This is a genomic window from Pandoraea pnomenusa (assembly GCF_000767615.3).
Classification (GTDB): Bacteria; Pseudomonadota; Gammaproteobacteria; order Burkholderiales; family Burkholderiaceae; genus Pandoraea; species Pandoraea pnomenusa.
This window is the reverse complement of record NZ_CP009553.3, coordinates 31653-48368: the sequence shown is the minus strand read 5'-3', so window position 1 is coordinate 48368 and position 16716 is coordinate 31653. Positions and strand designations below refer to the sequence as shown.

At 66.3% G+C, this 16716-nt stretch carries 10 protein-coding genes and 1 pseudogene; 7 read left to right on the top strand and 4 right to left on the bottom strand.

The genetic code is table 11. The annotated features are described in order from the left end of the window. Nucleotides 1-32 precede the first annotated feature (32 nt). Entirely contained in the window at nucleotides 33-497 is a 465-nt protein-coding gene (locus tag LV28_RS20305; RefSeq protein ID WP_038619314.1) for a hypothetical protein, read from the top strand. Between the two features lie 130 nt (nucleotides 498-627). On the opposite strand, the gene trpS is transcribed toward LV28_RS20305, so the two are convergent. Next, complete coding sequence (trpS, locus tag LV28_RS19960; protein WP_023872653.1) at nucleotides 628-1656, bottom strand: tryptophan--tRNA ligase; 1029 nt, start codon at nucleotides 1654-1656, stop codon at nucleotides 628-630. A 252-nt stretch (nucleotides 1657-1908) separates the two neighbouring features. Further along, nucleotides 1909-5526 (bottom strand): indolepyruvate ferredoxin oxidoreductase family protein, encoded by a 3618-nt coding sequence (locus LV28_RS19600; protein ID WP_115344435.1) that lies wholly within the window; start codon nucleotides 5524-5526, stop codon nucleotides 1909-1911. A 228-nt stretch (nucleotides 5527-5754) separates the two neighbouring features. On the opposite strand from LV28_RS19600, the gene LV28_RS19595 reads away from it, so the two are divergent. The 6 genes and pseudogenes from LV28_RS19595 to LV28_RS18165 all read left to right on the top strand — a co-directional run. Beyond that, nucleotides 5755-6216 (top strand): Lrp/AsnC family transcriptional regulator, encoded by a 462-nt coding sequence (locus LV28_RS19595; RefSeq protein WP_010806630.1) that lies wholly within the window; start codon nucleotides 5755-5757, stop codon nucleotides 6214-6216. Nucleotides 6217-6533: 317 nt separating this feature from the next. Then, nucleotides 6534-8861, top strand: a complete 2328-nt coding sequence (locus LV28_RS19580) for a TonB-dependent hemoglobin/transferrin/lactoferrin family receptor (RefSeq protein WP_024788832.1) — start codon at nucleotides 6534-6536, stop codon at nucleotides 8859-8861. Between the two features lie 108 nt (nucleotides 8862-8969). Further along, nucleotides 8970-10082, top strand: a complete 1113-nt coding sequence (locus tag LV28_RS18885) for a hemin-degrading factor (protein ID WP_048806487.1) — start codon at nucleotides 8970-8972, stop codon at nucleotides 10080-10082. Continuing rightward, nucleotides 10079-11002: a heme/hemin ABC transporter substrate-binding protein gene (locus LV28_RS18440; protein ID WP_038619316.1), complete on the top strand. Its 924-nt coding sequence runs from the start codon at nucleotides 10079-10081 to the stop codon at nucleotides 11000-11002. The genes LV28_RS18885 and LV28_RS18440 overlap by 4 nt, the downstream gene beginning before the upstream one ends. A gap of 101 nt (nucleotides 11003-11103) precedes the next feature. Continuing rightward, nucleotides 11104-12270 (top strand): FecCD family ABC transporter permease, encoded by a 1167-nt coding sequence (locus LV28_RS18370; RefSeq protein WP_369798702.1) that lies wholly within the window; start codon nucleotides 11104-11106, stop codon nucleotides 12268-12270. A 118-nt stretch (nucleotides 12271-12388) separates the two neighbouring features. Then, nucleotides 12389-13174, top strand: a pseudogene (locus tag LV28_RS18165) (ATP-binding cassette domain-containing protein); the annotation flags it as partial. 95 nt (nucleotides 13175-13269) lie between these two features. Here the strand turns inward: LV28_RS18165 and LV28_RS18045 are convergent. Continuing rightward, nucleotides 13270-14241 (bottom strand): delta(1)-pyrroline-2-carboxylate reductase family protein, encoded by a 972-nt coding sequence (locus LV28_RS18045; protein ID WP_023598297.1) that lies wholly within the window; start codon nucleotides 14239-14241, stop codon nucleotides 13270-13272. Nucleotides 14242-14414: 173 nt separating this feature from the next. After that, a complete protein-coding gene (gene pbpC / locus LV28_RS16430; RefSeq protein WP_038619319.1) occupies nucleotides 14415-16715 on the bottom strand; it encodes a penicillin-binding protein 1C in 2301 nt (766 codons plus the stop codon). Nucleotide 16716: the final 1 nt, after the last annotated feature.

The following is a 16716-nucleotide window of genomic DNA, read 5'->3' as shown; positions in this document are numbered from 1 at the left end:
GAGTCCGTTCCCCTTTACCGGAGAGATTATCCATGCCCAACATCAACGACGCCCTGCCGCCGCCGCAACCACCTCCCGCCCCGTCCGGCGCGGCGCAAAGTTGTCACCAGCTCGCCAGCGCCATGCGCCTGACCGATGACATCATGCAATGCCGGGTGCAGTTGAACCGCTTCCGCGAGAACCAGGAGGTCATTCTCCAGAAGATCGCGTCGCTCACGGCCCAAAGGGAAGACATGGCCCGCAGCGGCGTAACGCTGAGCCCGGAACAGGAGGCGCGATTCCAGGCATCGCTGGCCGAGTGCAAGCAACTGAACAACTACGCGTTCTCGCTCCTGCCGACGAACGAGCAGATTCGGCGCGCCTTCGCCGGACTGGATCTCGACACGGATACCGACAGCGACACGGCAAGTGACTCCGACGACGATTCGGATAGCGCCAACGGCACCGACACCGATGTCCGGACCGAGGCTGGCCCAGTGCCTCCTTCCGCGCAGTGAAGCACGGCCGGGCCTCGCCTCGTCGCGCCCCATGCAAAAAGGGCAGCCCGTGAAATCACGACCTGCCCTCTTTTCATCGTCAGCCTCGCCGGAAGCGTTGCCGGCGATATTTACTATGCCATCCTGAGCATTACTTCTTCCAACCCGGCGTGACGAAGACGGAGCGCACATCGTCGAGCGTCTGCGAGACGGTTTCGCGCGCGCGTTCCGTGCCTGCGCGCAGCATGTCCCACACGTAGTCCGGGTTCCTGGCGAACTGCTCGCGGCGCTCGCGCATCGGGCGCAGCAACTCCTGCAGGCGCTCTTCCAGGCGCGCCTTCACCTTCGAGTCGGCCAGACCGCCGCGCACGTAGTGATCCTTGAGCGCTTGCAGGCCTTCCTTGTCTTCGTCGAAGGCATCGAGATAGGCGAATGCCACGTTGCCTTCGAGGTGACCGGGGTCTTCCACCTTCAGGTGCAGCGGATCGGTGTAGCACTTCTTCACGGCGGCGCGAATTTCGTCGGGCGTCGACGAAATGTTGATCACGTTGCCAAGCGACTTGCTCATCTTGGCCTTGCCGTCGATGCCGGGCAGGCGTCCGATGGGCGGCACGAGGGCCTTGGTTTCGACGAGGATCTCGCGATCGGCCAGACGGTTCAGGCGACGCACGATTTCGTTGGTCTGCTCGATCATCGGCAACTGATCCTCGCCCACCGGCACGAGCGTGGCGCGAAACGCCGTGATATCCGCCGCCTGGCTCACCGGATAGGTGAGGAAGCCCGCGGGAATATCCCGCTCGAAGTTGCGCAGCACGATCTCCTGCTTGACGGTGGGGTTGCGCTCGAGCCGCGCGACCGTCACGAGGTTCAGGTAGTAGAAGGTGAGTTCGGTCAGCTCGGGCAGCCAGGTCTGCACGCAGATGGTCGTCACGTCGGGATCGATGCCGACGGCCAGATAGTCGAGCGCGACTTCCGAGACGTTGCGGTGCACCTTGCCGCGATCGTCCGTGTTGTCGGTGAGCGCCTGTGCGTCGGCCACCAGCACGAACTGCTTGTACTCGTTCTGATAGGCCACGCGGTTCTTCAGACTGCCGACGTAGTGACCCAGATGCAGCGGCCCCGTCGGGCGGTCGCCCGTGAGGATCACCTTGCGATCCGCAGGTGCCTTCGAAACACTCATTTTCCTCTCCGTAATCAAGCGCTTATGGCAATACGCGAAGTCCTGTGGCGGTGGGCGGCATGTTACCGAAGCCGTGCCATGGGACATCCGGTTCGCCCGGATGCATCAACCTTAACTCCCGAATGTTATCGCGTCGGCCGCGTGATGGTGCAGAAACCCTCGCGCCGAACACGGCGGTGCCTCCGGCAGAACCATGAAAAACGGGGGCCGAAGCCCCCGTTTCATGCACCGGTTCAGCGTGGATGAATACGCTTAGCGCGCCGTCACCACCGGAATACCCTTGAGCGACTTTCCGGTATGACGGGCGTGCGCGAGGGCCTGCTCGACGGCGTCGCCGGTCGCCGGCGTCATGCCCAGACGGGCGGCGATCGTCGCCTCGACGCGCTTGGCCATCGCCAGGTTCGCCAGCTTCACATGGCCGTAACCGCGAATCTTTGCGGGGACTTCGGCAAGCGCCACGGCATCCGCCAGCGTGTCAGCCGTCAGCCCCGCCAACGCGCGTTCGATCGTGGTGCGGTAGTCGGCGATCAACTGGCGCTCCATGCGACGCTCCAGCGTGTAGCCGAACACATCGAGCGCCCCACCGCGCAAGCCGCGCAACTTCGCCATGCCACGCAACACCGGCCACAGCCACGGCCCGATCGTCACCTTCTTTGGCACCGCACCGTCCTTGCCGCGCGCGATGAGCGGCGGTGCCATGTGGAACTCGAGACGGAAATCGCGCCCCGGCTTGCCTTCGAACGCCTCGCCCAGCGCATCGGCGAAGGCGCTCTGCGCATACAGGCGCGCCACTTCGTACTCGTCCTTGTAAGCCATCAAACGCGAGAGCTGCTGCGCGACGGCGCGCGACAGGCGGCCCGGTGCACCGGCCACACGCGTTTCCGCATCGACCACCTGCTTTACGAACGCGGTGAATTGCGCGGCATACGCGGCGCTCTGGTACTGCGTGAGCAGTTCCACGCGATGCGCGACGAGCGCATCGAACGTCACGTCGTCCGCGACCGGCGCATGCATCGGCGCATGCGCCGCCTTGGCCGTGGTCTCGGTCAGTGCGGACGGATCGCCAGCGGCCAGCCGCCCGATCGCCAACGCCAGCTGGTTCATCGGCACCGCCACGTTGTTCAGTTCGATGGCGCGTTGCAGCGCGTGCAGCGACACCGGCACCAGCCCCAGTTGCCACGCGTAGCCGAGCATGATGATGTTCGAGCCCATCGTGTCGCCCAGGAAGCGCTGCGCGAGCGCCTGTGCGTCGCAGGTGTCGAGCTTGCCGTTGCCGGCCGCATGACGCATTTTCGCGAGCAGGGCATCCGCGTGCAGGCTGGCGTCAGGGTTCTGCACGAACGTCGCGTTCGGGATCGCATGCGTGTTGACCACCACGCGCGTACGGTCGCGGCGCACGGTCTGCAACGCGTCGGCACTGGCGCCCACCACCATGTCGCACGCGAGCAGCACGTCGGCCTGCTGCGTGTCGATGCGCACCTGATTGAGCGCTTGCGGCGTGTTCGCGAACCGCACGAACGACAGCACCGCACCACCCTTCTGGGCGAAACCCATGAAGTCGAGCACCGAGGCGCTCTTTCCCTCCAGATGCGCAGCCATCGTGATGAGCGCGCCGATCGTCACCACACCCGTGCCGCCCACGCCCGTGACCATGATGTCGAAAGGCGCGTCGCCGGCAAGTGCCGCCGGCTGCGGCAGCGCATTCAGACGATGCTCGAATGCCGCCTGATCGAACGCGGCGGCGAGCGCCTTCTTCAATTGCGCGCCCTTGACCGACACGAAGCTCGGGCAAAAGCCATTCACACACGAAAAGTCCTTGTTGCACGACGACTGATCGATGCGACGCTTGCGTCCGAGCGCGGTCTCGACCGGCTCCACCGACAGACAGTTCGATGCCACGCCACAATCGCCGCAACCTTCGCAAACGGCTTCGTTGATGAACAGACGCCGGTCCGGATTCGGAAATTCGTTTTTCTTGCGACGACGACGCTTCTCGGCCGCGCACGTCTGATCGTAGATGAGCACGGTCGCGCCCGGGATTTCGCGCAGCTCGCGCTGCACCGCGTCGAGTTCGCTGCGGTGATGGAACGTGGTGCCCTTGGGGAACTGGCCTTCGTGGCCGATGTATTTCTCCGGCTCGTCGCTCACCACCACGAGTTTCGCGATGCCCTCCGCTTCGACCTGACGCGCAATCTGCGGCACCGAGATCGAACCGTCGACCGGCTGGCCACCGGTCATGGCCACGGCATCGTTGTAGAGAATCTTGTAGGTGATGTTCGCCTTCGATGCCACGGCCTGACGAATCGCGAGCAGCCCCGAATGGAAGTACGTGCCGTCGCCCAGGTTCTGGAACACATGCGGCCGCTTCGTGAAGTGCGAGTGGGCCGCCCAGTCCACGCCCTCGCCGCCCATCTGGATCAGGCCGGTCGTGTCGCGATCCATCCACGACGCCATGAAGTGACAGCCGATGCCCGCCTGCGCAATGGAGCCTTCCGGCACCTTCGTCGACGTGTTGTGCGGGCACCCCGAACAGAAGTACGGCACGCGGCGCACGCCGTCGGCCGCGTTCGACAGGATCTCGTGCGCCACCAGATCGACCACGCGCTCGCGGCGATCGAGCGTCGGTCGATGCTTCGCGAGCCACTCGGCGAACACCGGCAGCACACGCGACGGACGCAGCTCGCCAAGCGCCGAGAGCAACGCACGGCCATCGGCGTCGGTCTTGCCGAGCACGATCGGGCGTGTGCCCGCCGTGCGGTTGTAGAGGTACTGCTTGATCTGCTGCTCGACGACCGGGCCCTTCTCCTCGATCACGAGGATTTCCCTGAGACCGGAGACGAACGCGTCCAGACGCGACATGTCCAGCGGGAACGACAAGCCCACCTTATAGATGCGCACCCCGGCGGCTTCGAGATCGCTCACGGTGATGTCGAGGCGGCGCAGCGTCTCCATCAGGTCGAGGTGCGCCTTGCCGCACGTCACGATGCCGATATCGGCATGCGGCGCCGGCGCGATCCACTTGTCGATGCTGTTCACGCGCGAGAAAGCTCGCACGGCGTCGAGCTTGTCGGCAAGACGCGCCTCGAGCGCCAGACTCGGCAAGTCGGGCCAACGATTGTGCAGCCCGCCCGCGGGCGCCACGTAGTCCTGCGGCTCGGCCCAATCGGTGCGAATCTTGTCGAGATCGACGGTGCCTCGCGACTCGACCGTCTCGGAGATGGCCTTCAGACCCGCCCACGCGCCGGAAAAACGCGACAGCGCGTAACCGTACAGTCCGAATTCGACGAGCTCGCCGATGTCCGCCGGGTTCAGCACGGGCATGCTCCACGACATCATCGTGAAGTCGCTCTGGTGCGGCATCGACGACGACACGCACCCATGATCGTCCCCCGCGACCACTAGCACGCCGCCATGACGCGACGCGCCATACGCATTGCCGTGCTTGAGCGCGTCGCCCGCGCGATCGACGCCCGGGCCCTTGCCGTACCACATGCCGAACACGCCTTCGACCGTGCGTTCCGGATCGGCTTCCACGCGCTGCGTGCCCATGACGGCGGTGCCACCGAGTTCCTCGTTGATGGCCGGCAGGAATTTGACGTTCGCCGCATCGAGCAGCTTCTTCGCCTTCCACAGTTGCTGGTCCACGCCGCCGAGCGGCGAGCCACGATAGCCGCTGATGAACCCCGCCGTATTCAGGCCGCGCTCCGCGTCGAGCTGGCGTTGCATGAGCAGGATGCGCACGAGCGCCTGCGTGCCGGTCAGGAAAATCTGCCCGCGACGCGCCGTGAGGGCGTCGGAGAGCTGGTAATCGGGATGGGCCAGGGGGTTGGCCGTGGGCGTCGCCAATGTGGCGCGCATGGGGGCGTTCATCGTGTATCTCCTGATCCCCGCGGCGCGCACCAGGTCAGGACAGACGAGGGCAATGACCGGACTTCGGGGGCATATGTTCTGTTGATCTCGACCCACCGCGTGCGCATCGCACCCGGCCGCGTCGGTTATGCAAGCAGTGTATGGGGAGGCAGGAGAAAGATTTTTACTATTTCACTCCTGATGGCGCACAATAAGAAACGTTCATTTCGAAAAAATCGGATTTGGAAAATGGAATTACTCGACAACTTCGCTCGACAGATTCTCCGGCTATTGCAGATCGACTCACGCCGCTCGGCGCAGGAGCTGTCCGAAAACGTTGGCTTGTCGGCGACGCCGTGCTGGCGGCGGATCAAGGACATGGAACAGAGCGGCGTGATCCAGCGCTACACGGTGCTGCTCGATCGCGAAAAGCTGGGCCTGCACGTATGCGCCCTCGCCCACGTGCAACTCACGCGCCACACGGAAGGCGGCACCGAGCAGTTCGAGCGGGAAATCCGTACCTGCCCCGAAGTCACGGAGTGCTACAGCACCACCGGGGAAGCCGATTACATCCTCAAGATCGTTGCGCCGGACATCAAGGCCTATGACGCGTTTCTGCACGAGCACATCTTCCGTCTGCCCGCCGTGGCGAACGTGAAAACGAGCGTCGTGCTGCGCGAGATCAAGTTCGACACAAGCCTGCCGATCTGACCGGCGCGCCTTTCCAATCCCATCCGTCTGTCGACTTTGTGCGACAACGCCCTTGACGAGACGGGGCATCTTCGTTAAAAATGCAAATGATTCTCATTTAAGTTTCATCAAAAGCATTTCGTCCCTAGGCCGAACATCCGCGGCCGGGTGGCACGAAACATTTCGCCAGCCGCGCCTGCCAGCGTGTCTCACAGCGTCGATTCCGGCGTTGTTCGCACGCAGACTGCCACGAGCGCTCGCCAGCCAGAAACGGGGTTTTCTAGCATTGGGAGCCAGCAGTGAAGCAGTCGTCGAGCGGCGGGGGCCGCGCATTTTTCATGACCTTGCGCCGGGGACACGGCGCGAACCCGGGCTTCGCCGAACCATCGTCGCGACGCCATCCGAACCGCGCCGGTCGTCGGCGCCTTCACCCGGTGGCCGGTGCGGTGCTCGCCGCGTTCTGGTGGCCCGCCGTCTTCGCCCAGACGGCGCCCGCGGCATCGTTGCAGCTCGCGGAAGCCAACCTGCGCGAGGTCAACGTAACGGCAACACGCACGCCCACTGAAGCGGAGCGCACGCCGGCGTCGATTTCGGTCATCACCGATCAGGATCTCGAGGAGCAGCAGGCGCAGGACATCAAGGAGGCGCTACGCTACGAGCCGGGCGTGACGGTGCGCCGCGCGCCGTATCGCCCCGCCTCCGCAGCCGCCGGCGGGGGCCGCGACGGCAACGCCAGCATCAACATCCGTGGCCTCGAAGGCAACCGCGTCGCGCTGTTCGAAGACGGCATCCGCATGCCCTCGTCGTATGCGTTCGGCCCACTCGAAGCGGGGCGCGGCGACTACCTGAGCATGGACCTGCTGCGTCGCATCGAAATCCTGCGCGGCCCGGCCTCCTCGCTCTACGGCAGCGATGGCCTGACCGGGGTGGTCAACTTCCTCACCAAGGACCCGCAAGACCTGCTCGACGTGTTCGGCAAGTCGACCTACTTCTCGCTGCGCCCGTACTACAACTCGATGGACCGCAGCTTCGGCACGACGGCCCAGGCGGCGTGGGGCGGCGAGCAATGGCAGGGCATGGTGATCGTCGACGGCAACAAGGGGCACGAGCTCGACGGCAAGGGCACGAACAACTCGGCCAGCACCGCACGCACCACTGCCAATCCCCAGGACACCAACGGCAACTCGGTACTCGGCAAGCTGGTTTTCAAGGCCTCGCCGTTCTCGACGTTCAAGCTCACGGGAGAGAACGTGCGCCGCCGCGTGGATTCGAACGTGCTGTCGGCGATCAACCCGCCGACCACCCTCGGCCTGACCACAAGCGACCGCCTCGAGCGCAATCGCATCAGCCTCGATTACGACTTCAACGACGCGTCGCGGGCCTATGTGCAGAACCTTCACGCCCTGCTCTACTTTCAGGATGCCAAGAACAGTCAGTACTCCTACGAGAACCGCACGGCAGGCGACCGAACGCGCGACAACACGTATAAGGAACGCACGGTGGGCGGCTCGCTGCAGGCGCAGAGCAACTTCGTGACCGGCCCGCTCGCCCACAAGCTCGTGTATGGCACCGATGCAAGCCTCGCGTACATCACCAGCTATCGAAACGGCACCGTGCCGGGCGTGGGCGAATCGTTCCCGAACAAGGCTTTCCCCGACACCGACTACACGCTTTTCGGCGCTTATCTCCAGGATGAAATTCGCTATGGTTCGCTGACCGTCACGCCCGGCATCCGATACGACGCGTACTGGCTATCGCCCAAGCAGAACGACCCGCTGTACGTGTCGCAAACGCGCTCAGGCACGCGCGTGCAACCGACTTCGTCCAACGATTCGGCCTTCTCGCCGCGCCTGGCGATCATGTACGAAATCGCCCCTTCGCTGATTCCGTACGTGCAATACGCGCGGGGCTTCCGCACGCCCACACCGGATCAGGTCAACAACGGCTTCTCGAATCCGATCTTCGGCTACATGTCGATCGCGAACCCGAACCTCAAGCCCGAAACCAGCGACACGGTCGAGCTGGGTCTGCGCGGACGCCTGGCCACCACGCTCGGCCCGGTCACGTACAGCACGGCAGTGTTCGCGGGCAATTACCGCAATTTCATATCGCAGCAGAACATCAGCGGCTCGGGTCGACCGAACGATCCCCTCATCTATCAGTACGTGAACTTCAGCCGCGCCCGCATTCAGGGGTGGGAAGGCCGGGCCACGTGGGCGCTCAAGTCAGGGGTGACGTTGCGCACCGCCATGGCCTACACGCACGGCACGACCGAAGACGACGGATCGGCCAGCCAGCCGCTGAACACCGTCAACCCGTTCTCGATGGTGCTCGGCGTGCGCTACGAGCCGAACAGCACGTGGTTCGCACAGGCCGACCTGCTCTTCCAGGCCGCCAAGTCGCAAGGCCAGATCGCGAAGACCTGTACGTCGGGCACGCAGCAGAACCAGAACTGCTGGGCACCTCCGTCATCGGTCGTGCTCGACCTGTCGGGTGGCTATCACATCAACAAGCACGCCACGGTCTATGCCGGCGTCTACAACGTGTTCGACCGCCGGTACTGGAACTGGTCGGACGTTCGCAACCTCGCCGAGAACTCGACGCTCAAGGACGCGTATTCGGCGCCCGGCCGCAGCGTGGCCGTGAGCCTGAAGCTCCAATACTAATTGTCGTCTCACTTCAGAACCTGCGTCGGGGCGGTCCGGCCTTCGCCTGACGGGGCCGCCCCGACGCCTGCCAGCCACTGCCAGCAAACACGCAATCAAGGAATCGCCATGATGAACGCTCAAAACGCCACTGCCGCCGCCCACCCGGCATTTCCCGCGCTCGCCGACGTCGCCCGTCTGCGCAGCGAATTTCAACGCATGAAAACCGAACGGAACCTGCGCGATCGCGACGCCGCCGCGGCACTCGGCGTGTCCGAGGGCGAAACGGTCGCGGCATTCGTCGGCGAACACGTGGTACGCCTGCGCCCCGAATTCCCGGAGATCGTCGAAGCGCTGCCCGCGCTGGGCCGCGTGATGGCACTCACACGCAACGCCGCGGCCGTGCACGAAAAGGACGGCCAGTACGAGAAGCTCTCGCATCAGGGCACCATCGGTCTCGGTCTGGGCAAGGACCTCGATCTGCGCATCTTCTACCATCAGTGGGCATACGGATACGCCGTCGAGACGCCCACGGAACAGGGCCCGCGACGCTCGCTGCAATTCTTCGACAAGACCGGCACCGCCGTGCACAAGATGTTCCTGCGCGATCACAGTGACGTGGCCGCGTACGAAGCGCTCGTCGCACGCTTTCGCGCCAGCGATCAGACACCGGGCCAGCACGTGAGCGCCGCCGACACCCCGAAACCCGAAACGCCCGACGCGCAGATCGATATTGCCGCCTTCCAGCGCGACTGGCTGGCCATGACCGACACGCACCAGTTCTTCGACATGCTCAAACGCCACGGCGTCTCGCGGGCTCAGGCATTGCGCCTCGCCCCCGAGGGGCACGCCCGCCGTGTGAGCGCGGCGTCGGTGCGCGCCCTGCTCGAGGACGCCGCCGGCACCGGCCTGCCGATCATGGTGTTCGTCGGCAATGCCGGCATGATCCAGATTCACACCGGCCCCGTGAAGACGATTCGCGTGATGGGGCCGTGGGTCAACGTGCTCGATCCGGGCTTCAATCTGCACCTGCGCGACGATCTGGTCCACACCGCGTGGATCGTGCGCAAGCCGACATCCGACGGCATCGTCTCGTCGCTCGAACTGCTCGACGCCTCGGGCATGGTCATCGCCATGTTCTTCGGCGAGCGCAAGCCCGGACAACCGGAACTCGACGGTTGGCGCGAGACGCTCGCGCGAGTCGCACAAGCCGCACAGGCCGAGCCGGAGACTCGCGCATGAACGGGCGGCTCGATGCGCATCGCGCGTCGCGGCGCGCACTGCTGGGCGCAGGCGTTGCGCTGGTGGCGGGGGCTGGCCTGAGCGCCCGCCTGCCGTCGCTGGCGCATGCCGGCGCGCCGGGCGCGGCGCCCGCCGGCCCGAAACGGGTCGTCGTCGCGGGCGGCGCTCTCACGGAAATCGTCTACGCCCTCGGCGCGCAGGACCGTGTGATCGCCAACGATCTGACTAGCCTCTATCCCGAAGCCGCCACGAAGCTGCCCAAGATCGGCTATCTGCGCACGCTGTCCGCGGAGGGCGTGCTCTCGCTCCACCCCGACCTGCTGCTCGCCGGCGCGGAGGCCGGACCGCCCAATGTGCTGTCGCAGATCGCGGCCGCCGGCGTGCCCGTCAAACGCTTTAACCACGGCTACACCGCCGAGCTGGTGCACCAGAACATTCGCGGCGTTGCCGCCGCGCTGCGCGTGCCCGACGCCGGGGATCGTGTCGCCGGCGACTTCATGTCGAACTGGCGACGCGCTCGCGAGCAAATCGAGCAGCGCTACGGCATTGCGCGGCGACCACGTGTGCTGTTCATCCTCGGACACACCGGCAATCAGGTCATGGTTGCCGGACAGGACACGGCGGCCGACGCCATGCTCGCGTTTGCCGGTGCCGAGAACGCGCTACAAGGTTTCACCGGCTATCGGCCGCTCACGGCCGAGGCGGCCGTTGCCGCACGACCCGACGTGTTGCTCACGACCACGACGGGGCCATCGCCTGCGGATCCGGCCGCGACGCTGCTGGCACAGCCCGGCCTCGCCAATACGCCCGCCGGGCGTACAAAGCGTGTCGTGAGCTTCGACGCGCTGTATCTGCTCGGCTTCGGCCCTCGCCTGCCGCAGGCGGTGACCGATCTCGCGCAACGCGTGCACGCCGTGTGAATGCGCCCGGCGTGGCCTGAGGGGATCGCCCGATGCCCCCCGACCACGCCGGTCCCGTCCGAATCCCAACCGTATCCCGTCACCCGCCAGCCAACGAAGCCATGTCAGCCGCTCCTTCGATCCCCAAGACGACGCCGTCCACCTCGCCGGGCATACCGGGCGGCGTCGCGCCCCCGAGCCACCGCGGTGGCCCTCGCGGCGCGACCCACGCGACCCGCGTGACTCGCCGCCGTGCGCCCCGATGGGTGGTCATGACGGCGCTGTCGGGACTGCTGGCCCTCGCTGTCCTGGCGGCGTTGTGCGGTGGTGCGTATCGCATCGCCCCGGGCGACGCCGTGGCGGCGCTGTTCCGCGGCGCGACAGGGGACTTTGCGCAAGACCAGGCGCGCAGCGTGATGTTGCAGATACGTCTGCCACGCATCGTGCTCGGCGTGCTGGTGGGCGCCGGGTTCGGCGCGGCCGGCGCCGCGTTGCAGGCGCTCTTTCGAAATCCGCTGGCCGACCCGGGCCTGATCGGTGTGGCCAGCGGCGCCGCGCTCGGCGCGGCAGGTGTCATCGTGCTCGGCAGCGCCATGTTGCCGGCCGCGCTCGGCGCGTCGCTCGGCCTCTGGATGCTACCCACGGCCGCCTTCGTCGGCGCACTTGGCGTGACCGCGCTCGTCTACCGGCTTGCCGCGGGGCGAGGACGTCTGGCACTGCCGCTGCTGCTGCTCGCCGGCATCGCAATCAACGCGGTGTCCGGTGCGGCCATCGGATTGCTGACCTACCTCGCCAACGACACCCAACTGCGAACACTCACCTTCTGGACACTCGGCAGTCTGGGTGGCGCGCAATGGCCGATGCTGGGAGTGATCGTGTGGCCGGTCGCGCTGGGGATCGCTGCGCTCGGCACGCAGTGCCGCTCGCTCAACGCCTTGCTGCTCGGCGAGGCGGAGGCGCTGCACCTAGGCGTTGCGGTCCAGTCGGTCAAACGTCGCGTGATGGTGGCCTGCGCGTTGTGCGTGGGAGCGCTGGTCGCCTCGAGCGGCATGATCGGCTTCATCGGACTGATCGCGCCGCACATCGTGCGTCTGGTTGTCGGTCCCGATCCGCGCGCGGTACTCCCGGCGGCGGCGCTTTTCGGGGCCTTCCTGACGCTGGTCGCCGACCTCGTCGCACGCACGTGGGTCGCCCCTGCCGAGCTGCCGTTGGGCATTCTCACGGCGTTGCTCGGCGCCCCCTTCTTCCTCATGCTGCTATGGCGCCGCCGTGGCGAGTTCGGACTGTGATGTCCGCACGATACGGAACCACGAAATCGCCGCCGCACCGACGACACAGGACTTCGCCATGCTCAGTGCCCACGACCTGACGATTGCGCACACCGATTCGCCCGTTCTCGACGGCCTGTCACTCGATATCCGACCGGGTGAGCTACTCGTGCTGCTCGGGCGCAACGGCGCCGGCAAGAGCACCCTGCTCAAGGCGCTCGCGGGCGAACCGTTGCCGCCCCGCGCGCGGGTAAGCGGCGCGGTCACGCTCAACGGCTCGCCGCTCACGCAATACAGTGCGGCGGCGCTGGCCCGGTTGCGCGCCGTTCTGCCGCAAACGGCACAGCTGTCGTTTCCGTTCAGCGCACTGGAGATCGTGACGATGGGGCGTTTGCCGTTTCCGAGATCGAGAGCGCGCGCCGGACAACCCGCGAAAAGCGATGTCGAAATCGCCACGCTCGCGCTGGAGCGCGCGGGCGCCCTGCCACTGCTCGGGCGCGACGTGATGACACTGTCGGGTGGGGAATGGGCGCGTGTGCAGTTCGCGCGCGTGCTCGCGCAACTGTGGCCCGACGCCGCCGCCGTCGCCCCCAGCGTGCCTCGCTATCTCCTGCTGGACGAACCGACGGCGGCGCTGGATCTCGCCCATCAGCACCACTTGCTCGCGCTCACGCGATCGCTCGCGAAATCGTGGGGATTCGGCGCGATGGCGATCGTGCATGACATCAACCTCGCGGCGCGTCATGCCGACCGCATGGCCCTGCTTGCCGACGGACGCATTCTCGCCACCGGCGCGCCGCGCGACGTCATGCGCGCGGATCTCATCGAATCGACGCTGGGACTGCCGGTCCACGTCATCACGCCCGGGATGTCGCCCGGGCTTTCCGGCGCAGGCTCGGGCGTACCGTTCGCGCTGCCCGCCTGATGCGCAGCGATACGCAGCTATAAGCAGCGATACACAGCGACACACAAAGGGGCACGACGGCCGACTGTCGGTGCTAACCCGCTGCGCCGCGCCTGTCAGGCAGCGGGCACGCCGTCCTTTTCCAGATTGGCGCGCGCGCACAGCACGGCGGCCAGATCCCACAACGCGTAGCCCACGCTCTTGAAGAGCACAGGCCCACTGGAGCGAAAACGGTCGGGCGTGATGATTGCGTCCATGAGCGGCGCCGCGCGGCCCCAGTCGATCGCGGCATGCAGGAGGTCGCCCGCCTCGTGCTTGACCTCCCATGTGTCGACCACGAGCGTGCCCCGCACGGCAGCATCGCGACAGAGCTGGGGCGGCAACTCGCGCATATCGGGACGAAATGCGCCCACGCCCGCCACGAAAATATCGTCGCGCCAGCGCATCACATCGCTGTCGGGCAGTACCGGCTCGCTGCTGGTCGTTGCCGCGATCACAACGCTCACGGTGTTAAGCACCGGCTCGATCGCATCGACGACCGTCGCCTCCACGCCAAGACCCGCGGCGTGCTCGGCAAGCGCATGCGCGCGCTCCGGGCTGCGGGAAAAGATCATGAAGTGACGCGTGCCCATGCCGGCGGCAAACGCCTCGAGGTGCGCCCGCGCCTGTACGCCCGCGCCCACGATCAGCACCGGCCCCTTCGGTCGCGGCGCGAACTTGCGTGCGGCGAAGAGCGTAACGGCGGCCGTACGCCGTCCCGTGACGGTCGGACCGTCGAGCAACATGAGGCGCTCGCCCGTGTGCGGATCGAACACCATCACTTCGCCGATGATCGACGGTTTGCCCACGCGACAGTTCTCGGGATGCACGGTGATGTGCTTGGTCATCGCGACATCGCGATTGACGGCCGGCATGACCAGCAGCACGCCACCTCGGCGGCCACGTTCCGGTTCGGTGAGGGAAAAATGCAGACGCTCCGGGGCACGGGCAGTCCCCGAGCGCATCTCCATGAGCATGGCCTCGATGCCGTCGGCCAATTGGGGATAAGGCAATAGCTGCGCGGTCTGATGCGCGTCCAGCGTGATCATCGATATGTCTCCGCTCCGAGGCGTGCGCCATCGGCGGCGGAATTCGCACTCGTCGCCGTCACATTGCGTCACGCTTTGCCAAGTCTGAATTCAGTGTAGCGCGCATCGCGTCAACGCGTCTGCCACATCAAAATTTTTTGGCGACATTTCGTACGATCAATGCGCACATGCGCTCAGCGACTCGCATTGCGCATGCGCTTGCCGTCGTTGAGCGTCGCACCGCGTACCTCGAAACGCACGCTGTCTCGCACGGCTCCTGCGGCATCGACGAGTTCGAGCGTATGACGCCCCGGCCACGGCAACCAGCTCACGCGCGCGGCGCCCGCCAACGGCTTGCCGTCGAGCCGCCATGCCGCCCCCTTGGGCCAGGCGGCGGCCACCTGGAACCACAATCGCTGGTTCGCGGGAGGGATATCGGGATCGAGCGCCACGATCGTGCCGTCCGTGGGTCCGGCAATGCGCCAGAGGGGACCGCCCGGCGCCTTGGTCGCCAGCGACGAGAGCGCAATCGTGCGCTGCGAGGTGCCCGGCAGGAACCACTCTTCGCGGGACGGCTCCACGTGCTCGGCATATTGCACCGCGACATGTTCCAGCCCCTGCGGTGCGGGCGGTGGCAGACTCGCCGTGCGGCGATGTAGATAGTCCATGACACGGTGCCAGATGGGCGCCGCGCCCGACACGCCCGACACATCCCACATCGGCGCCCCGTCGGCGTTGCCGACCCACACACCGACCGTGTAGCGACGCGAGTAGCCAACGGCCCAGTTATCGCGCATGTCCTTGCTGGTCCCCGTTTTGACGGCGGTCCAGTAGCGGGTCGAAAGCGGGCTGTCGAGGCCGAAGGTACGCGTGCGCGCCTGTCGGTCGGAGATCATGTCGGACACGATGAAACTGACCTGCGGCGAAAAGACCGTGGTGCGCGCCGTATCGCGCGGCGACGAGCGCATTCCGGGGGTGCCTGGCGTACCGGCGCCGGGGGCGCTGGAAGCGCGCACCGTCTCGGGCATGCGTTCGTTCACACCACTGGCGATGCCGCCGTTGGCCAGCGCACGGTAGGCATTGGCGAGCGACAGCAGGGTGACGTCGGCGCTGCCCAGCGCGAGACTGAAGCCATAATAGTCACCGCTTTGCGTGAGCGGCAGCCCCAGCGACACGAGCGTATTGGCGAACCGGCGCGGCGTGACCATGACGAGCGTGCGCACGGCCGGCACGTTCAGCGACGAGGCCAGCGCCGTACGGGCACTGACCCACCCCTTGAAGTGACGATCGTAGTTCTGCGGGATGTACAGGCCGCCGCCCGTGGGCAGGTCGATCGGAGAATCGTCGAGCAGCGAGGCCGCCGTCAGGCGATGTTCCGCGATCGCCTGCGCGTAGAGAAACGGTTTGAGTGTCGAGCCGGCCTGACGCAGCGAGGTCACGCCATCGACTTGTGCCGCGGCCGACAGTACGCCGGAGGAACCGACCCATGCGAGGATGTCACCGCTCGCATTGTCGATCACGACGATCGCGCCGTCCTGCACGTTGCGCGAGCGGCCGGGCGTGCCCAGTTCGCGCAGCGTTTGTTGCAGCGTCGTAACTGCCATGCGCTGAAGATTCACGTCGAGCGTGCTGGTGATCGTCGTGCCCGGCGGCGGACGGCTTGCGCTGAAGACGCGGCGCGCGAAGTGCGGAGCGAGATTGACGGCGTCGCGCGTCGTCATCACGCTGGCGGGTCGCGAGAACACAAGTTGCGCGTAGCCGTCCAGACCGTTGCAGTCCGCGCTCTGCCCCACGTCGCGAAGAATGCCGCAAGCCCGCTGGGAAACCCTGGCGACCGGCGCATTCGGCGCGCGCAGCAGCGCCACGGCGAGTGCCGATTCGCGCGCATCGAGCCCGCTGGGCAGCTTGCCGAAGAGCGTTTGCGACACCGCCGAGATACCAACGAGCTCCCCGCGAAACGGCACGAGGTTGAGGTAGGCCTCCAGAATCTGGTCCTTGCGCCAGCGCTGCTCCAGCCACAGGGCCGTTGCGGCCTGCCCGATCTTCTGCGTGACGGAACGATTGCGCGCGCTGGGACGCAAATCGTCGTCGAGCAGGCCGGCGAGCTGCATCGTCAGCGTGGACGCGCCGCGCGTGCGCGAGTGCCAGAGATTGCCCCAGGCTGCTGCGGCCACCCCGCGCCAGTCCACGCCACTGTGCTCGTAGAAGCGCTTGTCTTCCGAGACGACCAACGCCTGACGAAAGGCGGGAGAGACGTCGGCGAGCGTGACCCAGTCGCCACGTTGCGCTTGCATGTCCGCGCGCAGGCGTTGCAGGGGCTCCCCCCGGCGATCGAGCAGAATCCAATCCGAGGCACGCCAGTCGTGACGCACTTCGTCAAACGAAGGCACCGCCCGCGCCGGCGCCGACGCGTGCAGCAGTCCGAGCGCGAGCGAAACGCTCAACACCACATGACGCGCGACGCCACGGCCGCGCCCCTCAGACCACGCCCACATT

Excerpts from the sequence above, each read along its gene's own strand:
- LV28_RS20305 (WP_038619314.1), top strand. The coding sequence starts at position 33 with ATGCCCAACATCAACGACGCCCTGCCGCCGCCGCAACCACCTCCCGCC.
- trpS (WP_023872653.1), bottom strand. The coding sequence starts at position 1,656 with ATGAGTGTTTCGAAGGCACCTGCGGATCGCAAGGTGATCCTCACGGGC.
- LV28_RS19600 (WP_115344435.1), bottom strand. The coding sequence starts at position 5,526 with ATGAACGCCCCCATGCGCGCCACATTGGCGACGCCCACGGCCAACCCC.
- LV28_RS19595 (WP_010806630.1), top strand. The coding sequence starts at position 5,755 with ATGGAATTACTCGACAACTTCGCTCGACAGATTCTCCGGCTATTGCAG.
- LV28_RS19580 (WP_024788832.1), top strand. The coding sequence starts at position 6,534 with ATGACCTTGCGCCGGGGACACGGCGCGAACCCGGGCTTCGCCGAACCA.
- LV28_RS18885 (WP_048806487.1), top strand. The coding sequence starts at position 8,970 with ATGATGAACGCTCAAAACGCCACTGCCGCCGCCCACCCGGCATTTCCC.
- LV28_RS18440 (WP_038619316.1), top strand. The coding sequence starts at position 10,079 with ATGAACGGGCGGCTCGATGCGCATCGCGCGTCGCGGCGCGCACTGCTG.
- LV28_RS18370 (WP_369798702.1), top strand. The coding sequence starts at position 11,104 with ATGTCAGCCGCTCCTTCGATCCCCAAGACGACGCCGTCCACCTCGCCG.
- LV28_RS18045 (WP_023598297.1), bottom strand. The coding sequence starts at position 14,241 with ATGATCACGCTGGACGCGCATCAGACCGCGCAGCTATTGCCTTATCCC.
- pbpC (WP_038619319.1), bottom strand. The coding sequence starts at position 16,715 with ATGTGGGCGTGGTCTGAGGGGCGCGGCCGTGGCGTCGCGCGTCATGTG.